The organism is Rhodococcus sp. M8 (genome assembly GCF_015654185.1).
Taxonomy (GTDB): domain Bacteria; phylum Actinomycetota; class Actinomycetes; order Mycobacteriales; family Mycobacteriaceae; genus Rhodococcus; species Rhodococcus aetherivorans.
The window spans coordinates 126,113-152,517 of the sequence record NZ_CP064066.1; the positions used below are offsets into that span (position 1 = coordinate 126,113).

Annotated in this window: 27 protein-coding genes and 1 pseudogene; 19 read left to right on the forward strand and 9 right to left on the reverse strand. The window is 69.6% G+C overall.

Features of this window, described 5'->3' with window-relative positions; all coding sequences use genetic code 11:
- Window positions 1-280: 280 nt before the first annotated feature.
- The 6 genes from ISO16_RS28300 (at window position 281) to ISO16_RS28325 (ending at window position 7,474) form a co-directional block, all read left to right on the forward strand.
- Window positions 281-1,468, forward strand: a complete 1,188-nt coding sequence (locus tag ISO16_RS28300) for a tyrosine-type recombinase/integrase (RefSeq protein ID WP_072636223.1) — start codon at window positions 281-283, stop codon at window positions 1,466-1,468.
- The gene (locus ISO16_RS28305) at window positions 1,465-3,993 is read left to right on the forward strand and encodes a tyrosine-type recombinase/integrase (RefSeq protein WP_230304629.1); all 2,529 of its coding nucleotides are present in this window, start codon (window positions 1,465-1,467) and stop codon (window positions 3,991-3,993) included. Before ISO16_RS28300 ends, ISO16_RS28305 begins: the two co-directional genes overlap by 4 nt.
- Window positions 3,990-4,601 carry a DUF6262 family protein gene (locus ISO16_RS28310; protein ID WP_006554650.1) on the forward strand — a complete coding sequence of 204 codons (612 nt, stop codon included), beginning with the start codon at window positions 3,990-3,992 and terminating at the stop codon, window positions 4,599-4,601. The genes ISO16_RS28305 and ISO16_RS28310 overlap by 4 nt, the downstream gene beginning before the upstream one ends.
- Window positions 4,602-4,693: 92 nt before the next feature.
- Window positions 4,694-5,077, forward strand: a complete 384-nt coding sequence (locus ISO16_RS28315) for an ArsR/SmtB family transcription factor (protein ID WP_072636221.1) — start codon at window positions 4,694-4,696, stop codon at window positions 5,075-5,077.
- Window positions 5,074-7,032, forward strand: coding sequence for a heavy metal translocating P-type ATPase (locus tag ISO16_RS28320; protein ID WP_006947237.1), 1,959 nt, complete (start codon window positions 5,074-5,076; stop codon window positions 7,030-7,032). Before ISO16_RS28315 ends, ISO16_RS28320 begins: the two co-directional genes overlap by 4 nt.
- Before the next feature lie 94 nt (window positions 7,033-7,126).
- On the forward strand, window positions 7,127-7,474 hold the full coding sequence (locus ISO16_RS28325) for a DUF3703 domain-containing protein (RefSeq protein ID WP_006554224.1): 348 nt from the start codon (window positions 7,127-7,129) through the stop codon (window positions 7,472-7,474).
- 684 nt (window positions 7,475-8,158) lie between these two features.
- On the opposite strand, the gene ISO16_RS28330 is transcribed toward ISO16_RS28325, so the two are convergent.
- Complete coding sequence (locus ISO16_RS28330) at window positions 8,159-8,695, reverse strand: hypothetical protein (RefSeq protein ID WP_230304634.1); 537 nt, start codon at window positions 8,693-8,695, stop codon at window positions 8,159-8,161.
- A gap of 299 nt (window positions 8,696-8,994) precedes the next feature.
- Here ISO16_RS28330 and ISO16_RS28335 point away from each other — a divergent pair, with 299 nt between their 5' ends.
- The 4 genes from ISO16_RS28335 to ISO16_RS28350 all read left to right on the forward strand — a co-directional run bounded on the left by ISO16_RS28335 (window position 8,995) and on the right by ISO16_RS28350 (window position 12,111).
- On the forward strand, window positions 8,995-9,177 hold the full coding sequence (locus tag ISO16_RS28335) for a hypothetical protein (RefSeq protein WP_010596962.1): 183 nt from the start codon (window positions 8,995-8,997) through the stop codon (window positions 9,175-9,177).
- Between the two features lie 911 nt (window positions 9,178-10,088).
- Window positions 10,089-10,610 (forward strand): hypothetical protein, encoded by a 522-nt coding sequence (locus tag ISO16_RS28340; protein WP_043802605.1) that lies wholly within the window; start codon window positions 10,089-10,091, stop codon window positions 10,608-10,610.
- Between the two features lie 140 nt (window positions 10,611-10,750).
- Entirely contained in the window at window positions 10,751-11,062 is a 312-nt protein-coding gene (locus ISO16_RS28345) for a hypothetical protein (RefSeq protein WP_043802601.1), read from the forward strand.
- 191 nt (window positions 11,063-11,253) lie between these two features.
- Window positions 11,254-12,111 (forward strand): hypothetical protein, encoded by an 858-nt coding sequence (locus ISO16_RS28350; protein WP_072636220.1) that lies wholly within the window; start codon window positions 11,254-11,256, stop codon window positions 12,109-12,111.
- Between the two features lie 346 nt (window positions 12,112-12,457).
- Here the strand turns inward: ISO16_RS28350 and ISO16_RS28355 are convergent, their stop codons facing one another.
- Window positions 12,458-12,943 (reverse strand): hypothetical protein, encoded by a 486-nt coding sequence (locus tag ISO16_RS28355; RefSeq protein WP_010596935.1) that lies wholly within the window; start codon window positions 12,941-12,943, stop codon window positions 12,458-12,460.
- 557 nt (window positions 12,944-13,500) lie between these two features.
- On the opposite strand from ISO16_RS28355, the gene ISO16_RS28360 reads away from it, so the two are divergent.
- The 3 genes from ISO16_RS28360 to merB all read left to right on the forward strand — a co-directional run bounded on the left by ISO16_RS28360 (window position 13,501) and on the right by merB (window position 14,842).
- On the forward strand, window positions 13,501-13,836 hold the full coding sequence (locus tag ISO16_RS28360) for a hypothetical protein (protein WP_010596934.1): 336 nt from the start codon (window positions 13,501-13,503) through the stop codon (window positions 13,834-13,836).
- 491 nt (window positions 13,837-14,327) lie between these two features.
- On the forward strand, window positions 14,328-14,537 hold the full coding sequence (locus tag ISO16_RS28365; RefSeq protein WP_010596933.1) for a hypothetical protein: 210 nt from the start codon (window positions 14,328-14,330) through the stop codon (window positions 14,535-14,537).
- Window positions 14,501-14,842 carry an organomercurial lyase gene (merB, locus tag ISO16_RS28370; RefSeq protein WP_072636219.1) on the forward strand — a complete coding sequence of 114 codons (342 nt, stop codon included), beginning with the start codon at window positions 14,501-14,503 and terminating at the stop codon, window positions 14,840-14,842. Before ISO16_RS28365 ends, merB begins: the two co-directional genes overlap by 37 nt.
- A gap of 9 nt (window positions 14,843-14,851) precedes the next feature.
- Here the strand turns inward: merB and ISO16_RS28375 are convergent, their stop codons facing one another.
- The 5 genes from ISO16_RS28375 to ISO16_RS28395 form a co-directional block, all read right to left on the reverse strand.
- A complete protein-coding gene (locus ISO16_RS28375; protein ID WP_029547271.1) occupies window positions 14,852-15,382 on the reverse strand; it encodes a DinB family protein in 531 nt (176 codons plus the stop codon).
- 467 nt (window positions 15,383-15,849) lie between these two features.
- Window positions 15,850-16,197: a DUF3703 domain-containing protein gene (locus tag ISO16_RS28380; RefSeq protein WP_072636218.1), complete on the reverse strand. Its 348-nt coding sequence runs from the start codon at window positions 16,195-16,197 to the stop codon at window positions 15,850-15,852.
- Window positions 16,194-16,709, reverse strand: a complete 516-nt coding sequence (gene lspA, locus ISO16_RS28385) for a signal peptidase II (protein WP_072636217.1) — start codon at window positions 16,707-16,709, stop codon at window positions 16,194-16,196. The genes ISO16_RS28380 and lspA overlap by 4 nt, the downstream gene beginning before the upstream one ends.
- Window positions 16,706-18,658, reverse strand: a complete 1,953-nt coding sequence (locus ISO16_RS28390) for a heavy metal translocating P-type ATPase (RefSeq protein WP_072636216.1) — start codon at window positions 18,656-18,658, stop codon at window positions 16,706-16,708. Before ISO16_RS28390 ends, lspA begins: the two co-directional genes overlap by 4 nt.
- A complete protein-coding gene (locus tag ISO16_RS28395) occupies window positions 18,655-19,038 on the reverse strand; it encodes an ArsR/SmtB family transcription factor (RefSeq protein WP_029540281.1) in 384 nt (127 codons plus the stop codon). The genes ISO16_RS28390 and ISO16_RS28395 overlap by 4 nt, the downstream gene beginning before the upstream one ends.
- Window positions 19,039-19,254: 216 nt before the next feature.
- On the opposite strand from ISO16_RS28395, the pseudogene ISO16_RS29145 reads away from it, so the two are divergent.
- A pseudogene (locus ISO16_RS29145) lies at window positions 19,255-19,431 on the forward strand (DUF3703 domain-containing protein); the annotation flags it as partial.
- Between the two features lie 44 nt (window positions 19,432-19,475).
- Here the strand turns inward: ISO16_RS29145 and ISO16_RS28405 are convergent.
- Window positions 19,476-19,805 (reverse strand): cupin domain-containing protein, encoded by a 330-nt coding sequence (locus tag ISO16_RS28405; RefSeq protein ID WP_010596926.1) that lies wholly within the window; start codon window positions 19,803-19,805, stop codon window positions 19,476-19,478.
- Window positions 19,806-20,016: 211 nt separating this feature from the next.
- Here ISO16_RS28405 and ISO16_RS28410 point away from each other — a divergent pair, with 211 nt between their 5' ends.
- From ISO16_RS28410 to ISO16_RS28430, 5 genes are all read left to right on the forward strand, one after another.
- Complete coding sequence (locus ISO16_RS28410) at window positions 20,017-20,298, forward strand: SHOCT domain-containing protein (protein ID WP_029540279.1); 282 nt, start codon at window positions 20,017-20,019, stop codon at window positions 20,296-20,298.
- Between the two features lie 15 nt (window positions 20,299-20,313).
- A complete protein-coding gene (locus tag ISO16_RS28415; RefSeq protein ID WP_010596924.1) occupies window positions 20,314-21,807 on the forward strand; it encodes a multicopper oxidase family protein in 1,494 nt (497 codons plus the stop codon).
- Window positions 21,808-22,146: 339 nt separating this feature from the next.
- A complete protein-coding gene (locus tag ISO16_RS28420; protein ID WP_037202585.1) occupies window positions 22,147-23,211 on the forward strand; it encodes a multicopper oxidase domain-containing protein in 1,065 nt (354 codons plus the stop codon).
- Window positions 23,208-24,473, forward strand: coding sequence for a ZIP family metal transporter (locus ISO16_RS28425; RefSeq protein WP_010596802.1), 1,266 nt, complete (start codon window positions 23,208-23,210; stop codon window positions 24,471-24,473). The genes ISO16_RS28420 and ISO16_RS28425 overlap by 4 nt, the downstream gene beginning before the upstream one ends.
- A gap of 46 nt (window positions 24,474-24,519) precedes the next feature.
- Window positions 24,520-24,966, forward strand: a complete 447-nt coding sequence (locus tag ISO16_RS28430) for a QcrA and Rieske domain-containing protein (protein ID WP_043797847.1) — start codon at window positions 24,520-24,522, stop codon at window positions 24,964-24,966.
- A gap of 493 nt (window positions 24,967-25,459) precedes the next feature.
- Here the strand turns inward: ISO16_RS28430 and ISO16_RS28435 are convergent, their stop codons facing one another.
- Complete coding sequence (locus ISO16_RS28435) at window positions 25,460-26,383, reverse strand: cation diffusion facilitator family transporter (RefSeq protein ID WP_010596800.1); 924 nt, start codon at window positions 26,381-26,383, stop codon at window positions 25,460-25,462.
- Between the last annotated feature and the right edge of the window lie 22 nt (window positions 26,384-26,405).

The following is a 26,405-nucleotide window of genomic DNA, read 5'->3' on the forward strand; positions in this document are numbered from 1 at the left end:
CACGGGGGTGCAGAAAACGGTGACGCCGGGACTGTGCTTCCCCCACAGTCCCGGCGTCGAGTCCCATCATAGCAGGCGTGTTCGAACATATGTTCCCCTGAGTGGGGGAGTGGTGCGACCATTATGGATGTGGCCCGGTACGAGCGAGCACCGACGATCTGCCCCGCCGTTATGTACCCCTATGTAGTCGATGTCAGCGCTTGTCCGCGCAGGGGAGACCGAGACATGTTCTGACAGTTATGCATCCGGCTATCAGCAGTTTGCCGTAGCGTCCGGACGCATGCCGGAGAAGCCGACGTACAGCGTGACGTCAGCGATCCATACCCAGACCGGTGAGCAGCGATTTGTGATCGTCGATCGCGACGGGCGCATGCACCCGGCTGGCACCGCGTGGCTGCAGTACCTCAGCGACAGTGGGCGATCACCCCTCACTGCCCGTGAGTATGGACGCCGGGTCGCGGGATATCTCTCCTGGTGTGCCCAGACGATGGACTGGCGCACGGCAACGCTCAGTCATATCGCGTTGTGGCGACAGATCGTCGCGGCCACTCCTATGGGGAAAACAAATGGTCCGGCGGTGACTCGGGCAGCGTCGACCGTCCAGTTGTGGGTCATTGCTGTGCGCTCGTTCTATGAGTGGGCCGATGCGCATGAGCTGCTGGAAACCGATCTGATCGCGCGGATGACGCAGCTCAAGTACTTTCCTCCCGGCACTCGAGCGGGCGGTGAATTCGGCGTCACCCGTCGAGTGTTGGTCGATTCTCTACGGTCCGTGACGGAGACCGAAGCCACGCCGCGATGGATCGCGGATGCGGATGCTCGCACGGCTCTCACCCATCTCGAACTCGGCACCCGAGACCGCTTCCTGGTCGATCTTCTGTCCACAACAGACATCCGTGTGGGCGAGGCGTTGTCGCTGTTCGTGGCCGATCTGCATTTCGGTGGAGGTTCGAGGCAGCTGGGTTGCCATCACGTCGACCCGCACTTTCACGTGCGTGTCGGCAACTCGGTGGAGAACCGGGCCCGCGCCAAAGGGCGGCCTCGAACGTTGTTCGTTCATCGTGATGTTGTCGAGGCCTACATCGACTATGCCCTGGAGCGTCGAGAGATCCTCTCGGCGGCCTCGGTCCGTGATTCGAGTCCGCATGTGTTCGTCAATGTGCGCTCCGAGCCTCGTTGGCTGGGACGAGCGATGAGCTACCAGTCGGTGAAACGACTGATGGACCGGTGTTCACGAGCTATCGGCCATGATCTGAGCGGTCCGCACATGCTGCGCCATACTTTCGCCACCCGGCTGTTGCGTGGGATCGACTGCGACCCGGTACCGATCGATGTTGTCCAATCGCTGCTCGGGCATGCCAGCATCACCTCGACCCGGATCTACACCCACGATGTCGAAACTGCGATGAAAGCGGCTACCTCGGCGCTGGCACCCCGCCCCACGCCGCCGATGACAGCGTCGCGTTGATCGGCGTCGGCGGCGGTGCTGCGCTCTCGCTGTGGACAGAAAGCGGTTCACCACCGGTCCTGACATGGCGCGAGCACCTGTTGAGCCACATCGATACGCAGTGGCGACCGGGCGAGTACGACCATCGCCGGCTGATTCTGATTCCGAGCCCGGACAATCCTCGGACGCTGTTGCGGCGCTGCTGGCGCGAGGGCTGCTTCCATGTTGTGGACGGGGTACGACTCTGCCCGTCGTGCACCGCCGAGCACGCCGTGACCTCGGGACAGTCGTTGGAGGAGTTCTGTGCTTCTCCGCCGATCGTGCGTCGGGACATACGCACGTGCCTAGTCGGATGCGAGCGCACGACCCGCCGAACCGGCCTGTGCTACGCACATGCCAGGCATTACCAGAATTCTGTCCACAAGCACGGTGCCGACCTCGGCCTCATGGAGTGGATCGAACTCACCCGGCCGACGATTCTGGAGAAGACGCCATCATGCGCGATACCCGGCTGCCGGTACGACCAGGTCACCGCGACGTTATGTTCGAACCATCGAACAGCGGCACAGTGCTGGCTCACTACCTGGAACGCTGCCGGCCGGACACCACCCGCGGATGTGAACCTCTGGATCCAGCGCTCCGCGGAACCGATCGACGAGCAGACCGGCCGGACCATGGCCACGTTGCGTGCGGTGCCCTTCGGTTTGTTGGAAGAGCCTCTCCGTTTCGAGCTCGTCTACGCCCTGCAACTGCGCGACACCGACGCCAAAGCCAGCCTCGACCCCGTCCACCTCCGACATATGCACCACGCATTGCGTCGCGGCGGGGTGAGCACTCTCATCGGCTCGGATCCGCTCCAGGTCGCTGAACTCACCACGTCCACACGAGCTGTGCGGGTGTTGGCCGCTGACTGCGTCCGCCGGATCGAAGCAGAACACCGCGTGTGGTCCGGACGTGACGATCGGGATCCGAGGTTGATCCACTTCGTCGACCTCGATCTCACAGATCACCATCGGCCGGGCCCGAAGGCTGTGGCGGATCTGAACGGCTTCACCCAGAACTGGATTGTGGAGAGTGTGGCTCACTGGATGTGGAACACCCGCACCCACACCACCACCATTTCGCGGATGCTCGGGGCATGGCGTCTCGCCGATCGGGTGCTGAGTGTGCACGACAAACCGCCGTCACGGCTGAGCGCGACTGACATCGACGCCATCGTCCGAGCGATCACCGCGAAATGGCCCTCCGCGACCGAGCAACGACGCCGGATGACGATGCTCTGGACGCTCATCGAGTACGGGCATCGGGTGGACGACCTCGAGCACATTTGGAAGAACATCCCCTCACGGTTCGGTCGAAACCGCACGACGCACAGGCCGAAACCGCGCAGCGGTACCGGACGCGACGACGACGAGCCTTTCCGGTTCGTACCCCAGCCAGTCGTGGATTGGCTTATGGACCATCTCCACCTCGTCGAGCGCGACACCGATTACCGGACCATGGAGGCGCGGGCCTTGCTGTTTCTGCTCGAACGCTGCGGCCGCCGGCCCGTCGAGCTCTTGCATCTGCGCGATGACTGTCTGTCCTTCGACTCGTCCGGACACCCTTTTCTTGAGTGGGAGCGCATCAAGGCACCCCGGAGCGCGGGAAAAAGGTTGCCCATCCACCGTGAGACCCATGACTTGATCCGGCAGTGGCAAAAGGTCAAAAGTGAGTGCGGGATCGAATCGCAGTGGCTGTTCCCGTCGAGCAGGTATCGACATCGGGACGACCCCTACGGGACCGGGTATTTGCTGTCCCGACTGCGGGAGCTTGTGACCGCGGTGCTCGAGCATGCGCCGTACCCCGGCCGGGTCGAAGGTGCCGGCGGAAACCTGATCGACTACGACCTGCGGACCATCGATGCTTATGCCCTGCGGCACGCCTACGCGCAGCGCTACGCCGACGCGGTGGATGCGGACGGCCGAAGCACGACACCCCCCGACGTGCTGCAGGCGCTCATGGGTCACAAGTCGTTCACCACGACGATGATGTACTACGAGGTCGGCGCCAAACGCCGCAAGAAGGCACTCGCAGCCATCCCGCCCCGGAGAATCGATTCCTTCGGCCGCGTCGTCGACGTCAATCCCGAGCGCGATGGCTTCACTCGAGTTGCCGTCGCCCTCGGACACTGCGAAGAACCACAGAATGTCGCGTTGGGCGGCGATGGGTGCATGCTCGCCCACGCGTGCGAAGCCTGCCCGTTCTTCCGGGTCGATCCCCTCGAACGCGATGGCATGATCGCCAAACGGGTCGACCTGAAGGTACACCTCGAGCGGGCGTCGGTTATCGGAACTCCCCAGCACATGCTCGATCACTATAGAGCCCGAATTGACCACTGCACCAACATTATCAACGCGATCGACGACTACCTTTCCACCCTCCCTCCCGAGGAGGGCGCGGCGATCCGGGTGGCGCTCGACAGCATGGCCGATATCCGACGCCGCGCCACCTCCGCACGACGAATCGACCTTCGCTACCACCTGAAAGCAGTCGACCAGCCATGACCACCACCGCGGCGATCGCCGGTTTGATCCACTACAACTCCGCCAGAAGCAAGCAGAAGACGCAGGCGGTCCTCGACGCCGTCGCCGAGCTTCGCGAGAGCCCGCGGGGTCGAATCACCAAATCGATCGTCGCCAGGCACGCGGGCGTCTCCCGCGAATTCATCTACGCCCATCCCGACCTACGCCAGCTCATCGACGCTGCCGCACGGGAACTTCTACACAACACGACGTCGATCCCCTCGGAAAACGCGAGCATCGACGGACTCCGCGCCCAGAACCAGACGTTCGCCGCCAAGATCTCCGACCAGAAATCCGCCATGGCGCACTTGCGGTCCACGATCCAGGAATTACAAAGACAGCGGCAGCATTATCTCGGTGACGCACTCGCTCACTCGACCATCGATATCGGCGATCACCAACGCCTACAAGCGGATCATGACCGGCTTGCCGCTGAAAACATCGCACTACGGCACCAAGTGCTTCAACAAGACAACCTCCTCGCGGAACTTCGCGAGGACCTCGCTGCATCCCGACGAGCACACGCCGAGGACCTCGCGCACCAGAATTGTGCGGACGGGACGGTCCCGCTCCACGGCCGGAGGGTGTGACGACTCACCCGTTGTCGGCCCATCAGAGACCGCGGTAGCGACGCTGACGAGACGGTTTCCATTCATCGTTGGTTAGCGGTTATTATCGCCGTATGGCGATTAATAGTGTGGATGGGTGCCTCGCCGCAGCGGGCACCGAATCGAATCTCGATGCGGCGGTGGCGTTGTTCCACAGCCTCTCCGACGGCACCCGACTGGCGATCGTGCGCAGCCTCGCCGGCGGGGAAGCCCGAGTAGCGGACCTGGTCGGCGAGCTGGGATTGGCACAGTCGACAGTGTCGGCGCACGTGGCGTGCCTGCGGGACTGCGGCCTGGTGCAGGGCCGGCCGCAGGGCCGGCAGGTGTTCTACTCGCTGACCCGACCGGAACTGCTCGATCTGCTGGCCTCGGCCGAAACCCTCTTGGCCGCCACCGGCAACGCCGTCGCGTTGTGCCCGAACTACGGCACCGGCACCGACACCGGGGTGACGGCATGAGCGACGCCTGCGGGTGCGGCCACGACGAACCCCGCGTCGAAGGCGAGGACGAGCACGAGCCGGACAAGTGGTGGCAGGTCACCGAGATCCGGGCCGCCGCAGTGGCCGGTGTGCTGCTGATTGCGGCTCTGATCGTCCACCTGATCGGTGGGCCCGACGCTCTCGGGACGGGCTTCGAGGCGGTGGCGCTGATCGTCGCCGGCTACACCTTCGTCCCCTCCACCCTGAAGCGGCTGGCCAAGGGCAAGATCGGCGTCGGCACCCTGATGACCATCGCCGCCGTCGGCGCCGTGCTGCTCGGCGAGGTCGGCGAGGCCGCGATGCTCGCGTTCCTGTTCGCCATCAGTGAGGGCCTCGAAGAGTACGCGGTCACCCGCACCCGCCGCGGCTTGCGCGCCCTGCTGAATCTGGTGCCCGACACCGCCACCGTCCTCCGCGGCGGCCGTGAACAGACCGTCGCCCCCGCGGAGTTGAGGCTCGGGGAGATCATGATCGTCAAGCCCGGGGAGCGGCTCGCCACCGACGGCACCATCCGCACCGGCCGCACCGCCCTGGACACCTCCGCGATCACCGGGGAATCGGTGCCGGTCGAGGCCGGACCGGGTGATGAGGTGTTCGCCGGATCGATCAACGGCACCGGCGTGCTCGAGGTCGAGGTCACCGCCGGCGCGCAGGATAACTCGCTGGCCAAGATCGTCAAGATCGTCGAGGCCGAGCAATCCCGTAAGGGCGAGGCCCAGCGTCTGGCCGACACGATCGCCAAGCCCCTGGTCCCGGGGGTGATGGTCGCCGCGGCGCTGATCGCCGCGATCGGCAGCGTGTTCGGCGATCCGCTGGTGTGGATCGAACGCGCCCTGGTCGTGCTGGTCGCCGCCTCCCCGTGTGCGCTGGCGATTGCGATCCCGGTGACCGTGGTCGCCGCGATCGGCGCCGCCTCCAAGCTCGGTGTCCTGGTCAAGGGCGGTGCCGCCCTCGAAGCGTTGGGCCGGATCCGCACCGTTGCGCTGGACAAGACGGGCACCCTGACCCGCAACCGACCCGAGGTCATCGACGTCGCCACCACCGGCGGCGCCACCCGCGCCGACGTCCTGAACCTTGCAGCGGCACTCGAGGCCCGCAGCGAACATCCCCTCGCCGCAGCGATCCTCGCCGCCGTCGACGACTACACCCCGGCCGGGGACGTCGACGCGGTCCCCGGCGCCGGACTGACCGGACACGTCGGCGGCATCCCCGCTCGCCTGGGCCGGCCGGGCTGGATCGACCCGGGCCCCCTGGCCGCCGATATCGAGCGGATGCAGCACGCCGGAGCCACCGCGGTGCTCATCGAACGGGACGGCACCCTGATCGGCGCGATCGCGGTGCGCGACGAACTGCGCCCCGAAGCCCGCGACGTCGTTGCGGGGCTGCGCCGCGACGGCTACACCGTGGCGATGCTCACCGGCGACAACGAGCGCACCGCACGAGCGTTGGCCGCCGACGTCGGCATCGACGAGGTCCATGCCGATCTGCGTCCGGAGGACAAGGCCCGCATCATCGACACCCTCCGCGGTACGCGGCCGACGGCGATGGTCGGCGACGGCGTCAACGACGCCCCGGCCCTGGCCACCGCCGATCTGGGGATCGCGATGGGCGCGATGGGTACCGACGTCGCCATCGAAACCGCCGATGTCGCCCTGATGGGTGAGGACCTGCGGCACCTGCCCCAAGCCCTGCAGCATGCCCGACGCTCCCGGACGATCATGTTGCAGAACGTCGGCCTGTCGCTGGCGATCATCACCGTCCTGATCCCCCTCGCGTTGTTCGGGGTGCTCGGGCTGGCCGCCGTCGTCCTGGTTCACGAGGTCGCCGAGATCATCGTGATCGCCAACGGGGTCCGCGCCGGCCGCGCCCGCGCCCTCGCCGGCCCGACGCCGGGCATGCCCAAACCAATGTCGGCGTCTACGGCCAGCGCATGACCGGTACACCGATCGCGAGAGTGCGGCCGCCGTGGCGACTGCTGCTCGTGTCCGGTGTCGTCGATGCTCGCACTGAATCCAAGGAGTCCGCACTATGACCGCGATGTCCACGATCGTCCACGCCGCCTACACCGCCGAGATGGCGGCCGCCCGCGCCACGTCCGTGGACAGCGAGCGGTGGGCGCACCTCGAGCGTGCGCACATCCTGTCCCAGCCCTACCCGTGGCCGCACACCCGCAACCACCTCGCCATGCTCGGTCTTGCTCTGCGCCAGCGTGACCGTCGTGAAGCTCTCGGTCAGGTAGTGCGGGTCATCGTCGCGTCTCCCGGGTCCACGCTGGGCCGTTACCCCGAGGGCAACACCGGTCGTACCCGTGCCGGGCTGATGACCCGGATGACGGTGCCGGCCGACCTCGCTGAAACCCTCGCCGCACAGCATTGATTTCCTCGAGTGTCCTCAGGCAGCACAGCGAATGGGCACAGTATCCACAGCAACTGACACCCCACAGCCCGCTGGCCAGCAAAAACCGACGTAGGGGTGAGATAACCGCCGGACATCGCCTCGCCCCGAACCAGGTCCTCGTCGGCTGGATCCCGTGCGACTGCACCCCCGGCGCCGGCGGCCACCGCACCTGGACGTGCCGCACCTGCGAGGTCACCATCGGCTCACCGCCCCATGTCGGCCCGCCGCGGCCGGGAGTGCGGTGGTCCTGAAAGAAGGCGAACGCCCCGGTGCGTTGGGTGCCGGGGCGCTCACCGGGCAGCGTACGACGCCGGTCCGACACCTTGCCGCGGGACGTGAGACGGCGGTGGTGGTTCTGTGTAGTGTCGTCCTTGGTCGCGCACGGTCCCCTCGGACGTGCGGGCCGTGTGCCCCGGCGGTTCACCCCCCGACGCCGGGGCACTGGCCTACCCGGGGGATGCGGCGACATCCCCAGGGTCCGCGTAGGGCGGCTGCCGATGTCACTGTGACGGTCCGGTCCGGTTCTTGTTGGTCCGTACCGAAGGTGTGGTGCTCGACGGTGGGGGAGTGGCCCGCTATCGTTGAGGGTGTCCTGGCGAAGAGTCAGGAAAGTAAGGCCGGGAGCCCGCACGCTTTGCGTGGTCGCCCGGCCTTTGCGCTTGTCTACCGCACCCGCGCCGCGGTGACCAGCGAGTCGATCGCGCGCCGCAGCTGCCCGCCGGCGGTATAGGCGTAGGCGATCAGGTCCGCAGCCCACCGCAACTCGTGCGCGTGCCGACGGTCCACCCTCGCCCGGACCGTCGTGGCCGCCCCGACCCGGGCGAGAGCCCCGGTGAGCGCCGCGAGATCCTGCTTGTCCTGGGCACACGATTCGACCAGGATGCGGCGCGCTCCCAGCTCGGCGCTGTGCACCGCCAACGCCGCCAGCAACTGGTCACGGACCTGCCGGTGCGGGCGACCGACGATCGGCGCGGTGAACAGGTGAGCCTGCCGAATCGGCGGTGTGCGGGCGAAGGCGGCCACGATCCGCCGCCGATTCTCCGGGCGCTCGTCGTGCATGTGCAGCCGATCCCGGTTGTTCGGCTTGAGTGCGCGCATCGTCTTGCGGGCCACAGCCAGATCCTCGGAAGGCACCACCACCGCGCAGATCAAGTAGTCCTTCGTCTTCGCCTCGTCGACGAAGATCTCCACGGTTGGCATCACACCTTCTTCCTCCGGTATCCGGCCCACGGCATTGTCGCCGATCACCGTCGCCGATCACCGCGGCCCCTCCTGCCCCCGCATCCGCCGGGGGTCCGCGACCTGCCCGGTCCGGACCGGCTTTCCGCCGAGGCCCGCTGCGCCGTGGCGGTTCTGTCGGCACGGCCCGCGCACGGCTCCTATCTGGCCGGAGCCTCCTCGGCGCGCCTGCCGGAGAATCCGCGTCTGCTCGGCTACCGTCGCGGCAGCTCACGAGTCAAGGGGCGAGAGCGCCCCGGGTCATCGAGGGGGCGCCCGGCATGGAGATGGACAAACAGCTGCACCAGTGGGCGTGGCAGCTGCGCCACGACGGCCACGACTGGAGTGAGGTCGCCAACGAACTCGGCTGCACCGAAGACCTCGCCCGCGCCATGGCCGACCGGCACCGCCGCGACACCGAAACCCAGGCTCAGGCCGCTCAGTTCTCTCTGTTCGACCTGTAACCCCCGACCGGAGCAACACCCCCGGCACAGCCTCCAGTGCCGCCGACGACGTCAGTACGCGCACTGCCGGGGCGCGCACCCGAAGGTCGGATTCACGTCGATCAGGAGAACGCACGCGTACCGCCATCTGCCGCGCCCACGGCGAACCTCACCCGCTGCGGGGGCGGTGGCGGTGTCCTCCCAGGAACTACCTTTGCAATGGTGGCGCCCGGCGGAAACGGGGACGTCTCTCGGCACCAATTCAGGCGTTGTAGCGCTATAACTCGCGGAGCGGGTGCCTCCCAGGCTCCGTGCGCCGCGGCCCGGCCGGAAACACCCTCTCGCTGGGGCCTTTCCGGACGGCAACGGCCTTGCAGACCGGCCTCGGTCGGCTACAGCCTTCCCGCCCCGTGAGAGGATCTGCCGTCGGGCCGTCACCCGGTCAACATGCCCCAGCGACACCGGCACGGCGCAGGGGAGAGGGACGAGCACGCTGCACCGCCGGCACGACGTCCGCCGCCTCGCTCAGAGGAAGTGGGGCCCGGCCTGGTGGGTGTGCAGGAGCCTTTGAGGCCGTGACCTCCTGGCGCGCACCGGCGATCGCCGCGGACAGGAGCGTTGTCGACCTCGGGCGTGGTCCGTGGTGCGCCTGCGGCGCACACCGAATCGAGCTCCGCTGCGCTCCGCCCTGCACAAGAGCCTGATTTGCCCTTCTGGCCTCCGATTTTGACCGGCGGTCCGCTGCGCGCAACCCCTGGGCGCTGCGCGGCCTGACGGCCCGGAAAATTCTCTCCTCCGCTGCGCTCCGGCGAGATTTTTCCGTCCCAGAGGTTGCACTCCACGGCCCTCATGCCGGTCCAAATGCTCCCTGCCAGAAGGGCAAAAGAACAGGCGGACCCGCGCCGGTTCTCACCTCCAGCAGGAAGGTCGCCATGACCGCGTCGCAGACCCCGAGCTTTCCGACCTTGACCACCCGCACCACCGTCCTGATCGCCGGAGCGTCGCAGGAGGTGCGGCTGGATGTGACCAGCGCGCTGACCGCGAGCGCGGCGGTGTTCGCCACCATCGGCGCGGTGCGGATGGTCTTCACCGACCCCGCCGTGGTCCGTGGCCTGGTCGCGGTGCTGCGTCGCCCGGTCGCCGACGGGGTGACGACGGTGCTGCCCGAGCAGTTCCTGCTGCGCCCGGAGCGCTTCGCCGCCGGAGAGCATGTGGTGACGGTGAACTGGTCGACGGTGCCGCCGTCCAAGATCACCCCCGGTGGGGCGTTCGATCCGCAGCGTCGCCGTCACATCCACTGGGTCGACGTCGAGGCCGGACCGCTGGTCTTCCGGTTCTTCGACCGGGCCGGTCACCGCGCCTTCACCGCCGAGCTCGCCCGCGCCGTGCAGGTGGCCCGGTCGGTGCTGCTCCCGGCCGACGACAAGGCACTCGCCCTCGAAGGTGGCCGCTGACTCCCCGGTGAGTTGTCCACAGCGGGCCCGGTTCTCCACAGGACCGGGCCCGCTGCCCGTCTCCGCCCCGGTCGTGGCCGGGGCGGCCGGACACACTGGCGTCCACCGAAGACAGAACCGACCCGAAGGAGGACCCGCTCGTGCACACCTGGACCGTCACCTGCGATCCGGCCGTCGCGCAGGAATCCGGCACCGCCGCCACCGAAGTCGACGCCGTCATCGCCGGCGCCGCCGCGTTGCGCCGCCTCGCATCAGCCACCCACCGGACCGGCCACCCGTCCCCGTACGTGTGTCTGCGCATCGACACCCGCTTCCGGATCGGCCTCAGCGCCGGCCCCGACAGCCCGGACGGAGTCCTCGAGTGGATCGACGACTACGAACACCAGGCCACCATCGCGGCCGCCGTCGACGACTGCCTCCCCGACCTGGACGGCCTCGACCCGGCGTGCTGACCCGTCCCCGCGAGGCCGCCGAGGGTGGCGACCACCGACGAGGCACGGCGAGAAGGAACGGGCGGTGTCGCCCACCGGCCGCGAATCGGACTGTTCGGCCCGATCGTTTCGTACGTATCATGTTACGTACGAAACGGTACGTTTGGGGTAGCATCATGCGGACGGCTCAGGACAGAGCGGAGGGCGAGGCGATGACCCAGGGCAGGGGAGGACGGCGCCGCGAGTACGCCTCGGACGCGGACCGGGTCCGGGCCTGGCGGCAACGGCAGAAGGAGGCGGCCCGCGCCGAGCGGCTCGAGGCGGCCACCCCCACCGATCCGGCGGCGGCCGTGACCACCCTCGCGCAGGCGGTCCCGCTGCTGCGGCAGGAAACCCAGGCCGCCCTCGCACGCCTGACCGAGGTGGCCGCGTCGATCACCGCGGCCACCGCGCTGCTGGCCGATCCGGCCGCGCTCGAGGCGCACCTGCGCCGGGTGCAGGCCGACGCCGACAAGGTCCGTGCCGATGCCGGCGCCGAGATCGCCGGTCTGCGTGAGCAACTCGATGCCGCGTTGGACGAGCGCGCCGACGCGGACGCGGCCGCGGCCGCCGCGCTCGCGCAGGCCGACGATGCCACCACCGCGCTCGCCGCGGCCCGCCGCGACCACCAGAGTGAACTCGACCGCCTCCGCGCCGACCACACCGCGGCCCTGGACGCGTGGACGACCCGGGTCGAGGACTCGGAGGCGGCGCACCGTCGGCGAACCGCCGACCTCGAGGCCCTCGTCGAACAGCAGCGCGACCAGCTCGCCCGGCTCCGCGCCGCCGCCGATCAGGCCACCGCCACCGTGGGCCGGCTCGAAGCCGACCTCGCGGCCGCCCGCGCCGAGGGCGCCGCCGAGCGGGATCGCACCGAGGCCGTGCGCGCCGACCTCGCGGCCGCCCGCGCCGAGACCGCCGCGGCCCGCGCCCAGGTCGACGCCGCCCGCGAACGCGCCGACGAATTACGCACCGAGCTGCGGGAACTGCGTGCTTTCGCTACGGCATCGGACCCGATCGAGCCGCGATAGCCCCCCATCCGGGATGATCCCTGTGTCTGCCGTCCGGCAGTCGAGAGAGCGGAGGCCACGTCGCACCGGCCGCCGTACCGTCTGCGCTGGTACCGAACCCCACCTCGACCGCCGGGCGACCGGCGTGGAAGGAACGGGCGTACGGCACGGCACGCCACCGCCACCTGGACAAATACCGCCGCCCAGGGAGCATTCGGAAATTCCGAATAATCACACGTACTCGCGGACTTGTGCACGTCCAGGAACCGGACCACCTCATGCTGCTTGGAGTGATCCCTCGCGCCGACCGATCCGGTGTCCGCCGCAGCCCTGGTCGGCCGCGACGATGTGGCGCCGCTCGTCCGGTCTATCCGGTTGCGGTATCGGGTTCGGGAAATGCCGGTATGTCGAGCACTCGATCGAGCCAGGCGACCGCCTCGATCAGTGCCCGGATCCGCTCCTCCCGGTCGGCGGCATGGATGATGGGGGCCAGGTGGTGGTGCGCTTGGCGGATGTCTCCGGTCAGGGCGTCGACGATCGCTGTCCACAGGTGGCATTCGGGTGCGGGTAGCTCGCCGATCTCGAGGATCTGCCCGTCGGAGGTTCTGATCTTGATGGCGTAGGCGGCGATACCACCCCGGACGAGGGGACCCAGCTTGAGGGCTATCACCTCGGCGGTGGTGGTGACGATCCATTCGAGCACGTCACCGTAGTGGGGGTGGTCGGTGTCGGGAGCGCACACCAGGGAAACCACCGCGTCGGACAGCATCGACAACTCGCCCTCGCCGGCGAAGGTGAGCAGTCGGCCGCCGAGGCCGGCTTCGTGGCAGACATCTCCTGGGTCGTGCTCCATATCCGAGAGTGCCCGGCTGTCGCCGGTCTCACACCTGCGGTGGACCGCTCCCCGATCGGGGAGGGCGGCGGGGCGTCTGCGGTGTGGCCGCGTGCGGCGACGAGGAAAGCCCTCGACCGTTTCGGGCTGCGAGGGGATCGGGACGTTCCGGTCGCCTCACGGTGAACGGCGCACCGCAGCTCCAGCCGAGCGGGATTCTGCGAGGCGTGAGGGTGAGCCCGGGGGACACGGTGACGCCCCGATCCACCCGCGTCGACACCTCGGTGACACCGTCTATTCCGGCAGCGGTGTCGGTCCGTCCGTGCGATGGAGGATCTGGTCGCGGTGCGCGGTGGCGCCGAGGGCGGCGCCCACCCGGGCGGGTCCGTACCGGCGCGAAGACGCCCGGACCGGGACGCGGACGGGCGAAAGTCATGACCTCGGGGCATAGAGTGAAGGTGCTGCAGATGCCGGCAAGTCGGGCGCGACGGTCCGCGGCGGCGGGAAAGACTATGTTCTCGTCGCGCTGGGCACATTCTCGCGCGGTCATGACCCGGCCGGGAAGGACGGGCCGGGTCATGACCGCGCGACAGCGTCGGACACACGCGAATCGGTGGATCACCGTCGCACTGGAAAACCTGGTCCAGGCACTCGCGGGGCGCTGGGCTCCGGCCGTGCCGGGCACCGAACGCGAGGCGGCGTCGACCGGGTCGGCGCGCCGGCGTGAGGCGGGCACGGTGGACTGGTCGGTGCGGGTGTGCTCGCTCCGGGATCCGGTCACGACGTTGGGCTGGGTGACGGTGACCACCGCGGCCCGGGTGTCCGAGACCCAGGTGCGGGCGGCGGCCACGGCACAGGCCGCCCGCCTCTACGGCCGCGACGCGGAGATCACCCAAATTTTGTTCGCCGGTTGACCGGTGTGGCGCCCACGGTGGGCAGGTTCTGCTGCTTCGTGCACGGCCCGGGGAGAGATGTCTTCTCTCGGCGGTGGCCGGGGAGATCGGGCGATTCCGGCGGTCGGCTCCGGCCGAGATCCGAGCAGTTCTTTCGGCCTGCGTGCAGGGATCATCGCATCCCGGGCATGTCACGGGCTACGCCGGGAATGACGGTGCAGGGTGGCGGTGCGCCCCGGAGGTGGGACACCGCTGCCGATGCTTCTCTATTTGTCGCGGCCAGAGTGCGACCTGGTTCACTACCCCTGCCGGGGAGCACCTCGACGCCGCCGCCGCCGAATACGAACGCGGTTTTCTCACCGGCTGGGTCGAGTACTTGCGCAACCGCCGTTGACTCACGGCAGGGAAGTGGATGTACCTCACTGAATACGAACCAGACGGAAATGTAGAAAAAGCCGAATGTTGACGGGCGCTGCGGATCGCCGAACGGCGAGCCGAGGCTGTTCGACGGGGTGCGCGAGTGGATCGCGGCGCACATCGCGGCGGCTGTCGCCGGTGCCGGATCAGGTAAGCCCTCGATCATCGACGCGGCGAGCATGGTCGAGCTGATCGATTCCGGTGAAGCCGAGCCGGTCGATCCGGACGACGAATTCGGACCCGTGTCCTACGACGGTCACGTGTGGGAATGGGCGGACGATACCGAGGCGTACGTGCGGACATAGAGACTCCGAGGGCCGAGCCGGCGAGCGCCACCGATCCCTGTCACCGAGTCCACCACCGTGACCGTGCACGGCGAGGCCGCCGCCGCGTCCCCGGCCACCGCGGTGGTGTTCGTCGGCGCCGCGGCCGGCCACGGCCCTCCGCGCCCAGCTGCTGCACGCACCGGAACTTCTTCGCCGACCGCGCCACCGCCCGAGGGTGGGCCGACGGTCATCCGCAGGTCGGTGGCATCGTCGTCGACCTGGCCGACGCCACCCGTCTCGGGGTGACGATCTTCGGCGGGCGCTCACCCGTTGATCTCGGGTGATGGTGCGCGTCATTCGAGGGTGAGTTGCTCGCGGTGGAAGTCGAAGTGCTTGCCCGGGTACCGGTACACCTGTTCGAGGGTCATCACGTTGGTGAAGAACGGGTCCCAGCGCCCCGGGAAGGCCATGCTGCGCCGCAGATTCGCGTCCGTTTCCTTCGCGAGGGAGCGCTGCAGTGCGGCGATGACACGGTCGCAGTGCCGGCCCATCCGGTGACGGTCGAACACGGTGGCCGCCAGGCACGACCCGCGGTAGTTGATCTCGTGAAACACCGGGGCCGCCGCGTCCGGGGCCCGCGCGAGCAGCTGCCCGACACGGTCGGGTGGCCGGGAGAACACCCGAACCAGCACCCGCAGTCGACGCACCGCCATGTAGCCGAACACCATGTGGAACAGCAGCTGTTCGTTGGTCCAGCGGGTGCCGTGCGAGCGCCGATCGAGAGCTGTGGCGGAAGCGGTGTCGAGGAGTTCGTGCAGCGTCCGCCGGGCGCGTTCGAGGTCGGCGGCGATCGCCGTGCGGTCGACCGGCCGCTGGTCCGTCATGGCTGCCCCCGCGGGTCTGTGTCATCGCGAACCGGGTACGGCTCATTGTCCGCCCGGCCCGGACCGTCGGCGAGCCCCGCCCGTGGGTTCGGTTCCGGCGGATTCGATGTCAAGACCCGGACACGGACGGGTGCCGGACCGGATCCCGGGCGGCAGCGCGGGGGTGATCAATCCCCGGACCCCGAGCGCCAGGCAGCAGGCCGGGGAGCCCGACCCAGTCGTCGGGCACGATGACCAGGCCGAGGCGGCGACCACGCTGATCACCACGAGGGCGAGGAAGCAGAGGTACCAGCCGGCGACGATGTGTCAAGGCCGCGGCCGGCCCCGCTCGCCGAGGCGACGAACGACACCGGTCAGCGCGATGTCGTCGATGTCGGTGCCGGCGAACACGCCGGCCGCGGCGGCGAGGGTGCCGATCACCGGCACCACCTGCGCCCGCTACGCGCGTGCGCCCGATCCCATGCGGTTCAGGGTGTTCCGGCGAGGATGCGGGCCAGATCGTCCGGCATCGGCCTCGGGGTCATCAGCCCGGCACCGGAGCGGCCGGTGTTGCCCTCGGGGTAGCGGCCCGACGCGGAGCCGGGGGCGGCGACGATGATCCGCACCACCTGCCCGAGGGTCTCGCGGCGGTCGCGTCGGCGCAGCGCGAGGACGAGCATGGCGAGATGGTTGCGGGTGTGCGGCCACGGGTAGGGCTGGGACAGGATGTGGGCGCGTTCGAGGTGTGTCCACCGGGTCGTGTCGTCCGCGGCGGTGCGGGCTGCGGTCATCTCGTCGGTGTATGCGGCCTGGATGGGCACGGGCATCGAACTCATGAGGTGGCCTCCTCCCGGGTGCCGGCGGATCTGCTGTCGACGAACAGTGAGACGAGGAGCAGAGCGACACCGCAGGTGATGAAGGTGTCGGCGAGGTTGAACGTCGGCCACCAGCCGGTGTGGAGGTAGTCGGTGACCTTGCCGTCGACGAGGCGGTCGATCACGTTGGCGGCGGCCCCGGCGAAGATCGCCGCGAACCCGATCACCGCCGCCGCGGAACTGGTCGGTGCGGTACGCCAGGCGTAGACCGCGATGCCGGCGGTGACGGTCACGGTCACCGCGACCAGCACCGGGGTGGGCAGCTGGTTTCCCAGGCTGAACGCGACCCCGGTGTTGTAGGTCAGGCGCAGCTGCAGCATCCCGAGGTCGATCACCCGGCCCCCGGCCAACACGGCCCGGATGAGCGGCTCGACGATCAGGGCGGCCGCCGCCAGCACGGCGGTGGCGGCCACGAACACCGTCCGAGCCCGCCGCCGCCCGGGGACCGGTGGGGTGACCGGATCGCCACTCACGCGTGGGCCCTGTCCGCCGGTGCCGGGGTGGCCGGTGCCGCGGTGGTGAGGGCGCGGACGCGGCCGGCACGGACACCGTTGGCGATGACCACGATCTCGGCGACCTCGTGCACGAGCACCACGGCGGCCAGGCCGAGGATCCCGGACAGGGCCAGCGGTATCAGGACGGTGATGAGGGCCAGGGACAGGCCGACGTTCTGCCGCATGATCGTCCGGGACCGGCGGGCGTGCGCCAGGGCCTGCGGCAGGTGCCGCAGGTCCTCGCCCATCAGGGCGACGTCGGCGGTTTCGATGGCCACGTCGGTGCCCATCGCGCCCATCGCGATGCCGAGATCGGCGGTGGCCAGGGCCGGGGCGTCGTTGACGCCGTCGCCGACCATCGCGGTCGGCCGCCGGGTGCGCAGGTCGGAGACGATGCGGGCCTTGTCCTCCGGGCGCAGGTCCGCGTGCACCTCGTCGATCCCGGCGTCGACGGCCAGGGCGCGGGCGGTGCGTTCGTTGTCGCCGGTGAGCATCGCGACCCGGTAGCCGCCCCGGCGCAGACCGGCGACCACCTCGGCCGCCTCCGGGCGCAGTTCGTCGCGGACCGCGATCGCCCCGAGCAGGTGGTCGTCGCGTTCGATCAGCACCGCGGTCGTGCCGGCGTGCTGCATGCGTTCGATGTCGGCGGCCAGCTCGCGCGCCTCGATCCACCCGGGCCGCCCCAGCCGCACGCCGGCTCCGCCGATCCGCCCGCTCAGCCCGGCGCCGGTGACGGCGTCGACCTGCTCGGCGGGAGTCACGGAATCGGCGGCGGCGAGGATCGCCGCGGCGAGGGGGTGTTCGCTGCGGGCCTCGAGCGCCGCGGCCACCGCGAGCACCTCGCCGCGGGTGGCGCCGTTCGTGGTGGCGACGTCGACGACGGTGGGCCGGTTGCGGGTCAGGGTGCCGGTCTTGTCGAGGGCGATCCCGCGGATGCGGCCGAGGGTCTCGAGGGCGGCGCCGCCCTTGACCAGGACACCGAGTTTGCTGGCGGCCCCGACCGCGGCGAACACGGTCACCGGGACCGCGATCGCCAGCGCGCACGGCGAGGCCGCGACCAGCACGACCAGGGCGCGTTCGATCCACACCCGGGGATCCCCGAGCAGGCTGCCGACGGCGGCGATGACCGCGGCGACCACCAGGATCGCCGGGACCAGGGGCCGGGCAACGGTGTCCGCCAACCGTTGGGCGGCGCCCTTGCGGGACTGTTCGGCCTCGACGATCTTCACGATCTTGGCCAGCGAGTTGTCCTCGGCGTCGGCGGTGACGGTGACCTCGAGGACGCCGGTGCCGTTGATGGCGCCGGCGAACACCGCGTCGCCGGGGCCGGCCTCGACCGGGACCGATTCACCGGTGATCGCGGAGACGTCCAGTGCGGTGCGGCCGGCGATGATGGTGCCGTCGGTGGCGATCCGCTCCCCGGGTTTGACGACCATGATCTCGCCCAGTCGCAGCTCCACCGGCGGCACCGTCTGTTCGCGGCCGTCGCGGACCACGGTGGCGGTGTCCGGGACCAGGGACAGCAGCGCGCGCAGGCCGCGGCGGGTGCGGGCCACCGAGTACTCCTCGAGGCCCTCGCTGATCGCGAACAGGAACGCCAGCATCGCGGCTTCCTCGACCTCGCCGAGCAGCACCGCACCGACCGCGGCGATCGTCATCAGGGTGCCCACCCCGATCTTCCCGTGCGCCAACCGTTTCACGGTGGCGGGGACGAAGGTGTAGCCGGCGATCAGCAACGCCAGCGCATACAGTGCCAGCTCCGCCACGTCGGGTCCGCCACTCCAGCCGACCACCAGCCCGGCCACCAGCAGCACCCCGGCGGCGGCCGCGGCCCGGATCTCGGTGACCTGCCACAGCTTCTCCGGCTCGTGCTCCTGCTCGCCCTCGGGGCGGGGTTCGTCGTGGCCGCAGCCGCACGCCTCGCTCACTCCGTCACCCCCGGTGCGCTGTCGGTGCCGTAGTTCGGGCACAACGCGACCGCGTTCCCGGTGGCCGCCAGCAGGGTTTCCGCCGAGGACAGCAGATCCAGCAACTCCGGCCGGGTCAGCGAGTAGAACACCTGCCGGCCCTGCGGGCGGCCCTGCACCAGCCCGCAGTCCCGCAGGCAGGCCACGTGCGCCGACACCGTCGACTGCGCCAACCCGAGCTCACCGACCAGATCCGCCACCCGCGCCTCTCCACCGGCGAGACGACGCACGATCGCCAACCGGGTTCCGTCCGAGAGACTGTGGAACAACGCCACCGCGGCATCGAGGCCCGCTCCGGCGCTGGTGGACAACCTGCACCCAAGCCCACTATTGATCGTCATGCAACGATGATAGCCGGTCTGTATCGATGATTTCTGGGGGCGTCGTGGCAGAGGGGACGAGTCGGTGACGCGCTCACCTCTCGGACCCGGGATTGTTGTGCGTGAGGCTGCACGAGGTGCAGATGGCTGCCGCCCGTCCGGGTCGACGAACACGAGGTTCGAGGGCGGCGCCTCGAGCGGGCCCCCGTCCTGTCCCGACCGTAGCCCTGGCCCCACACCGGCAACCACGTCGCGATGTTCGTTCCGGCGCTGCGCCGCCGCGACGCCCGCGAGGCCCTCGGGCAGGTGGTGCGGATCATCGTCGCCGCCCCGGCTCCGCGGCGGGCCGCTATCCCGAGGGCAACACCCGGCCGCGCCGGCGCCGGGCCGACCGCCCCGATGCCGATTCCCGAGGACCTCGCCGCCGCGGCGCGCCCGCGGCCCCGGCTCGGCCCCGGTCAGGTCTTGGCCACGGTGAGCAACATCGCGCAGTCCTCCAGCGCGTCGAGCCGGTGCCGGGTCCGGGGAAGGACGAGAAGGTCACCGGTCATCGCGTCCCACGAGGCGTCGCCGCTGCTCACGCGGAGCCGACCCCGCAGGACGTAGACGGTCGCCTCGCCCGGGCTGCCGTGCTCGCCCATCGACTGCCCACCCATCAGCGCAATGACCGTCTGCCGCAACGTCTGCTCGTGGCCGCCGTAGACGGTCTCAGCGCTCCGACCGCTGGCGGCGGTGGCGGCATGGGCCATGAGATGGCGTGCCACCGCGATCAGCGACTGCTTCCTCATCGCACTCCTCTCCGTGCCGCCGACCGGGCGCCGCCGCACCCCGCCCCTCACGGTAGAACCCTCGGGTGGCCGGCACACCGCACTCGGCGCCACATCCGGCAGCACCGGACCGCGCATTCTCACTGCCCGTATGCCCCCGGGCGTATCGTGAGGGCAGGCCGGGCACACGGTGGCCGGTCGATATGGCCCTCCCGGAAAGGAATCTGCGGTGATGCCCTACGGAAACTGCGGCTGGGGAATGAACGGCGGCTGGGGGATGTGGCTGTTCGCCGCGCTGCTGCTGCTCGGCCTGGCGGTCCTGGTGGTGCTGGCGATCCGGTTGCTCTCCCGACCGTCCGGTTCCGGCGGCCACTTCGCCGCCCCCAGCAGCACCTACCCCCCTCCGCCGGGTGAGGGCCGGGCCCGGCAGATCCTCGAAGAGCGGTACGCCAGAGGCGAGATCGACTCCGAGGAATACCGTGAGCGACGGCGCGTGCTCGACGGCCACGACTAGCTCGAAGGCGCGCTCATGGAACCGATCAGCAGACGGCGGGCCCTGCAGTTGGGCGCGTTGGGTGTCACCGCCACCGCCGCCGGCGGGCTCGGACTGGCGTGGCAGTCCACCCGAACGCCCCGACCGGAGACCGTCTCCGCCGCCGCATGGGTTGAGGCACCGGTGCTGGCCGGCAACGGCGGCGCGCTGTCCCTCGACCTGGAGGCGGCACCGGGACGTTTCCCACTCGCCGGAACCCAGGTTGCCGGATTCGGGTTCAACCACGGCGTGCCCGGCCCGACCCTGCGGGTGAGTCCCGGGGATCGGCTGCAGGTCCGGCTGCGCAACCGGCTGCCGCAACCGACCAATCTGCACCTGCACGGTGTGCTCGTCTCCCCCTCCGGCAACTCCGACAACCCGTTCCTGCGGGTCGAGCCGGGCACCGACTTCGACTACGACTACCGGTTGCCGGACCACCATCCCCCCGGGGTGTACTGGTATCACCCGCACCACCATCACCTGGTCGCCGATCAGATCTTCGCGGGCCTGTACGGGGCACTGATCGTGGAGGACCCCGACCCGATCCCGACCACCGTCGAGCGGGTCCTGGTGCTCTCCGATCTGAGCATCGACGGCGCCGGGACCATCCCGGCGCCGACCATGATGGACCGCATGCTGGGGCGAGAAGGGGCCCTGATCCTGGCCAACGGACAAGTGCGGCCCACCGTGACCACCCGCCCCGGCGCCCGGGAACGGTGGCGCATCGTCAACGCCTGTGTCAGCCGGCATCTGCGACTCCGACTCGACGGGCAATCCCTGCGGCTGATCGGCCTGGACTCGGGTCGTTTCCGCGAACCCCGGCCCGTGCAGCAGATCGACCTCGCCGCCGGCAACCGTGCCGACGTGCTGATCGACACCACACCCGGATCGGCGCAGCTACGTGCCCTGCCCGTCGACCGCGGCACCCTGGGCATGATGGGCATGATGCGACGTGGCGGTGCGGACATGCCCGGTCCAGAGTCCCAACCCCAGCCGGATCCGAACGGCACCGTTCTGGCCCACCTCGAGGTCACCGGGCCGCCGACGATGTCACCGGCGGCGATCCCGCCACAGACCCCGCCGCGGGATCTGCGCGGCGAACCGATTGCCGCCACCCGTACATTCGTCTTCGGCACCGGCATGGGAATGGGCATGGGAACCCACAGCGGCGGGATGAGCTTCACGATCGACGGCCGCACGTACGACCCCGACCGCACCGACCACACCGTGCGACTCGGCACGATCGAGGAGTGGACCCTGGTCAACGACTCGCCCATGGATCACTCCATGCACCTGCACGTGTGGCCGATGCAGCTCACCTCCGGCGCCACGATCGCAGAGCCCCACCAGCAGGACGTGATCGACATCCCGGCTCGCAGTCGCCTCACCGTGCGCGTCGCATTCGACGACTTTCCCGGCCGCACCGTCTACCACTGCCACATCCTCGACCACGAGGACAACGGCATGATGGGCGTCATCGAAGCCCGCTGACCCCGCGAGTCCCCCTCGGTCACCGCCTAGCATTCGACCTCGAGGATTCCAATCCACGCGACGGCGATCTTCCCGAGGTGCGACCAGCACCTCGGCGCTGCCGTCGCCGCCAGGCCGGATCGCGCTGCTGGCCGCCGTGGCGATCCGCACCCGGCAGGAACGCACCAGCGGGCCCGGTGACCCGCGGCGCGGGAACGCCTCAGACATCCCGCTCACCCCTGTCCCACCCCTGGGTTTTGCATTATTGAAGTATTGATTTCGGTGTGCCAAACTTTTTGATGTGCTTCGTCTTACTCGCATGGTTTCGTGTGCCCGGACAATGTCGCCGACGGCAATCGCGTGAACGCCCCGACCCGCCGTCAGGTGCTCTTCGGGGGAGCATTGGCGGGGTCCGCGGGCCTGGTGCTCGGTGCCGGGGGGATCGCCCGATCCGCGGACCGGGTAGCCCAGGAAGGCGGCCCCGCGGCCGGACACGGCGGGCACAGCTCGAACCCGGCCGCACACGGCGGCGGAGTCAACGGGCCCACCTTCCGGCTCGGTCGGCAGGTGGACCACTCCGCCAACGGGTTCCACCCCAACGCCATCCTGCGCGACTTCGATTACGGCACCGTCTCGGTCCTGCCGGACGGTCGCACCCTGCGGGAATGGGAGATCTTCTCGAGCGACGAGGACATCGAGATCGCGCCGGGAATCACGTTCCCGGCGTGGACGTTCAACTCGCGCATCCCCGGGCCGTCGCTGCGCTGCCGCGAAGGGGACCTGCTGCGGGTACGGTTCACCAACGGATCCGAGCATCCGCACACCATGCATTTCCACGGGATCCACCCCGCCGACATGGACGGGGTGCCCGGGGTGGGGCGCGGTGTGATCGAACCGGGCGAGTCGTTCACCTACGAATTCGACGCGATCCCGTTCGGGGTGCACCTGTATCACTGCCATGTGAGCCCGCTCGCCGAGCACATCGCCCGCGGCATGTACGGCACCTTCATCGTCGACCCACCCCAGGACCGGCCGCCGGCGGACGAGATGGTGATGGTGATGCACGGGTACAACACCACCTTCGACGGCGAAGGCAACCAGCTCTACGCCGTCAACGGCATCCCGTTCCACTACATGCACGAACCGGTCCAGGTCCGGCGCAACGAGCTGGTCCGGATCTATCTGGTCAACGTCCTCGAATACGACCCGGTCAACAGCTTTCATCTGCACGGCAACTTCTTCGACTACTACCCCACCGGCACCCGGCTCGAACCGTCCGAATTCACCGACACCGTGGTCCAGGCGCAGGGCCAGCGCGGCATCTGCGAACTCCGATTCCCGTACCCGGGCAGATACATGTTCCACGCACACAAGACCGAGTTCGCCGACCTCGGCTGGATGGGATTCTTCGAGGTGTCCGAATGACCCCGAACCCCCACCCCACACCGGCCGCCACCGGCGACCGCATCGAGAGCCCCGACTCGGGGGACACCGGCACCGCCCCGGAACCGGCCGCACCCGCCGGCGGGCGGGGCCGCTGGATTCCCGGCGCCGGTGTCGTCGCGATCATCCTGGCCGCCCTGACCCTGCTCGCGCTCGTCGCCGGGCAGACCCTGCCCGAACGCAGCGGCCCACCCCTCGAGAACATCGCCGTCGAACGCACCGTCCTCGAGCCGGGACGCATCATCCTGACACTGCGCAACGTCGGACCCGACCCGGTGACCGTCGCGCAGGTGGTCGTCAACGACGTCTTCGTCGCCGCCACCGGGGCCGACGACGCCCTCGGCCGCTTCGACTCCGAGCGGATCGTCCTCGACTACCCGTGGATCGCCGGGCAGCCCTACCTGGTGTCGTTGCTGACCTCCACCGGCCTGGCGATCGAGCACGAAATCCCCGCCGCAGCACCGACGCCGACACCCGGGCCACGGTTCTTCGGCCTCATGGCGCTGCTGGGCACCTATGTCGGCATCATCCCGGTGCTGCTCGGCATGCTGCTGCTGCCCGTGCTGCGCCGCGCCCGCCCCGCGCTCGTCCAGTTCGCCCTCGCCGTGACCGTCGGCCTGCTCGCGTTCCTCGCCTTCGACGCCACCGCCGAGGGCATCGAACTGTCCACCGCCACCGGCGGCGCGTTCGGCGGTCCCGCACTGGTCGGGGTGGGGGCGACGCTGTCGTTCCTGACCCTCACCGGGGTGGACCGCTACCTGCGCGCCCGACGCAAGCGCGCCGGCACCGCCGATGCCTCCGCGCTCCGCCTGGCCGCGATGATCGCGCTCGGCATCGGCCTGCACAACCTGGGGGAGGGCCTGGCGATCGGATCCGCCTACGCGGTCGGCGAGCTCGCCCTGGGCGCCTTCCTGGTCATCGGCTTCACCCTGCACAACACCACCGAGGGACTGGCGATCGTCGCACCATTGACCCGCGAGCGCACCTCGGTGCCGGCCCTGCTCGGGCTCGGGCTTCTCGCCGGTGCCCCCGCGGTCCTCGGGGCGGTGCTCGGCGCCACCGTCGTCAACACCGACGTCTCCGCGCTGCTCCTCGGGGTCGGGGCCGGGGCGATCATCCAGGTCATCGTGCAGATCGCACCGACACTGCGGGCCGGGCGCGCCGCCGCAGCGCCGGTCGTGCTCGCCGGCATCGGAGCAGGTCTGACCCTGATGTACCTGACCGGTCTGGCCGTCCCCGCCTGACCGCGCCCCGAGGACCCGCTCCGCCCGCACACCTGGAGGAACGTTGGTGTCCACGCCCCTGTCCCGGCGCACCGTTCTCGCCGCGGCCTGCACCGCCGGCTGTCTCACCGCCGCCGGATGCTCGTCGACGCAACCGCGCCAGGACGAGAGTGCACCCGCCGAGATCACAGCATCCGAGGTGCCCGTCGGCGGCGGAATCGTCCTTGCCGATACCCAACTCGTCATCACCCAACCCGAAGCCGGGGTGTTCCGGGCCTTCTCCGCGGTGTGCACCCACCAGGGCTGCACGGTCTCGGAGGTAACCGACGGGTTCATCGGCTGCCGGTGTCACGGCAGCCGCTTCTCGATCGTGGACGGTTCGGTCATCCGCAGCCCCGCCCCCGAGCCGCTACCCGCTCGCACCGTCACCCGCACCGGAGGTGTTCTCACCGTCAACCGATCCGAACAAATCACTGACCGCGATCGGCGGGATTTCGTCCGCTCGGGAGAATGAAGCCGCGTGAACCACCTCGGTCGCGGACGCGCCGGTAGTGTGCCCACCACTCAGACTCGACGCAGTCGTCCTTGGTGGCGCACATGTCACCGGTCGACTGCGCCGCTGTCGACGGTGCCGTGCCCGTCCCAGCCTTGCCGGTTCCATTGCCGGTCGTGCCAGCGCGGTCGGCGATCAGATCGACCAGACCTCACGGATCGCCGCGACCAGGGCTGCGGTGTCGTTGTCGGCCACCGGGCCGCCGGCGAAGCCCCACCGTGTGTGGGTGCGGTCCCCGAGGGTGTTCCACGCGGCGAGCCGGCCCTGCGGCCCGGCGCAGGGTGCGGGAGTTGTTCTTCGGCGGCGGCGATGCTGCGCTCGAGGGCGCGGACGCCTGCGGCGCGGGCGACGTGGCCGGCCTTGGCCTGCGCCCCACGACAGCGAACCTTCGCCGGGTTGTGCGATGCACCGTTGCCGGTATGCCCGAGGCCGGCCCACCGATCCTTGCGGTCGGTCACCATTGCAGTTCGCGGCAGCGACCTTCACTCTCAGGGGGCTCGACCTGCACGGTGGCGTGTTCGAGGTGGAACCGTTCGGCCAGCAGGGTTTGCGCTGCTGCGAGCACGGTAGTGGGATCAGCGTCGGGTTCGGTGGTCAGGTGGGCGGACGCGACCTCCATGCCGGAGGTCAGCGTCCAGATGTGCAGGTCATGGGTTTCTCGCACCCCGGGCACAGCGTCGAGTGCGGCGTTGACCTCGGTGACGTCGATGCGGGCCGGTGCCTGCTGGAGCAGGATGCCGAGTGCGTGGCGGCCGAGATTGTAGGCCCGCGGCAGGACGAACACGCCGATGGCGACACCGATGAGCGGGTCCGCGTAGCGCCACCCGAAGACCAGGGTCACCAGGCCGCTGACCAGCACGCCGACCGAGCCGAGCATGTCGGCGAGGACTTCGAGGTAAGCGCCGCGGACGTTGATGCTCTCTTGCGCACCCTTGCGCAGCAGCAGGAAGGCGATGACGTTCATGACCAGGCCGACCACGGCGACGAGGGTGACGGGTAGGCCGGGAACCTCCGGGGGGTCGGACAGACGCTGGACGGCTTCGTAGAGCACCCAGCCGGCGACGCCGAACAGCAGTGCGGCGTTCACCAGTGCGGCAAAGACTTCGGTGCGGTACAGGCCGAAGGTGCGGTCCGGCCGGGTGCGGGCACGTTGGGCGACGGTGATGGCGGTGACCGCCATCAAGATGCCGAACACGTCGGTGAACACGTGTGCGGAGTCGGAGATCAGGGCCAGCGAGGAGGTGGACAGGCCGACGGCGAGCTGGGTCACGAAGGTGGTCAGGCCGAGGGCGACGGCGATCCAGAGCCGGCGGACGTACCGGCCGGAGGCGCTGGCGGCCTGGGCGGGGGAGACGCCGTGTCCGTGTCCGTGGCTCATCGGTCTTCCTTTCGTCGACGCA

Excerpts from the sequence above, each read along its gene's own strand:
- ISO16_RS28300 (WP_072636223.1), top strand. The coding sequence starts at position 281 with ATGCCGGAGAAGCCGACGTACAGCGTGACGTCAGCGATCCATACCCAG.
- ISO16_RS28310 (WP_006554650.1), top strand. The coding sequence starts at position 3,990 with ATGACCACCACCGCGGCGATCGCCGGTTTGATCCACTACAACTCCGCC.
- ISO16_RS28315 (WP_072636221.1), top strand. The coding sequence starts at position 4,694 with ATGGCGATTAATAGTGTGGATGGGTGCCTCGCCGCAGCGGGCACCGAA.
- ISO16_RS28320 (WP_006947237.1), top strand. The coding sequence starts at position 5,074 with ATGAGCGACGCCTGCGGGTGCGGCCACGACGAACCCCGCGTCGAAGGC.
- ISO16_RS28325 (WP_006554224.1), top strand. The coding sequence starts at position 7,127 with ATGACCGCGATGTCCACGATCGTCCACGCCGCCTACACCGCCGAGATG.
- ISO16_RS28330 (WP_230304634.1), bottom strand. The coding sequence starts at position 8,695 with ATGCCAACCGTGGAGATCTTCGTCGACGAGGCGAAGACGAAGGACTAC.
- ISO16_RS28335 (WP_010596962.1), top strand. The coding sequence starts at position 8,995 with ATGGAGATGGACAAACAGCTGCACCAGTGGGCGTGGCAGCTGCGCCAC.
- ISO16_RS28340 (WP_043802605.1), top strand. The coding sequence starts at position 10,089 with ATGACCGCGTCGCAGACCCCGAGCTTTCCGACCTTGACCACCCGCACC.
- ISO16_RS28350 (WP_072636220.1), top strand. The coding sequence starts at position 11,254 with ATGACCCAGGGCAGGGGAGGACGGCGCCGCGAGTACGCCTCGGACGCG.
- ISO16_RS28355 (WP_010596935.1), bottom strand. The coding sequence starts at position 12,943 with ATGGAGCACGACCCAGGAGATGTCTGCCACGAAGCCGGCCTCGGCGGC.
- ISO16_RS28360 (WP_010596934.1), top strand. The coding sequence starts at position 13,501 with ATGACCGCGCGACAGCGTCGGACACACGCGAATCGGTGGATCACCGTC.
- merB (WP_072636219.1), top strand. The coding sequence starts at position 14,501 with ATGGGCGGACGATACCGAGGCGTACGTGCGGACATAGAGACTCCGAGG.
- ISO16_RS28375 (WP_029547271.1), bottom strand. The coding sequence starts at position 15,382 with ATGACGGACCAGCGGCCGGTCGACCGCACGGCGATCGCCGCCGACCTC.
- ISO16_RS28380 (WP_072636218.1), bottom strand. The coding sequence starts at position 16,197 with ATGAGTTCGATGCCCGTGCCCATCCAGGCCGCATACACCGACGAGATG.
- ISO16_RS28395 (WP_029540281.1), bottom strand. The coding sequence starts at position 19,038 with ATGACGATCAATAGTGGGCTTGGGTGCAGGTTGTCCACCAGCGCCGGA.
- ISO16_RS28405 (WP_010596926.1), bottom strand. The coding sequence starts at position 19,805 with ATGAGGAAGCAGTCGCTGATCGCGGTGGCACGCCATCTCATGGCCCAT.
- ISO16_RS28410 (WP_029540279.1), top strand. The coding sequence starts at position 20,017 with ATGCCCTACGGAAACTGCGGCTGGGGAATGAACGGCGGCTGGGGGATG.
- ISO16_RS28415 (WP_010596924.1), top strand. The coding sequence starts at position 20,314 with ATGGAACCGATCAGCAGACGGCGGGCCCTGCAGTTGGGCGCGTTGGGT.
- ISO16_RS28425 (WP_010596802.1), top strand. The coding sequence starts at position 23,208 with ATGACCCCGAACCCCCACCCCACACCGGCCGCCACCGGCGACCGCATC.
- ISO16_RS28435 (WP_010596800.1), bottom strand. The coding sequence starts at position 26,383 with ATGAGCCACGGACACGGACACGGCGTCTCCCCCGCCCAGGCCGCCAGC.